The 228-nt window shown below is 36.4% G+C and carries 1 protein-coding gene; it reads left to right on the top strand.

Annotation, left to right across the window (positions count from 1 at the left end; genetic code table 11):
• Positions 1-205: 50S ribosomal protein L9 (gene rplI, locus AOA61_RS00010; protein WP_099600882.1), on the top strand; the 205-nt coding region annotated here is incomplete at its 5' end.
• Positions 206-228: the final 23 nt, after the last annotated feature.

Genomic DNA, 228 nt, shown 5'->3' with positions numbered 1-228 from the left:
AACAAAAGCTGGAGAAGGTGGCAGATTATTTGGCGCTGTAACAAATAAACAAATAGCTGAGTATCAAAAGAAAATGAAAGTGAAAGTAGATAAAAGGAAAATAGAAATGGACGAGCCTATTCGTAATTTAGGATACACAAACGTGAATGTTAAGCTTCATCCGAAAGTAACAGCGACAGTTAAAGTGCATGTCATCGAAGAATAAGGAATGAGGGGATATTGGTCATG

The sequence above is a fragment of the Pseudomonas sp. 2995-1 genome, assembly GCF_002742505.1.
Lineage (GTDB): Bacteria > Pseudomonadota > Gammaproteobacteria > Pseudomonadales > Pseudomonadaceae > Aquipseudomonas > Aquipseudomonas sivasensis.
Note: the sequence above shows the minus strand (reverse complement) of the source record. Positions and strands in the feature narration are given on the sequence as shown.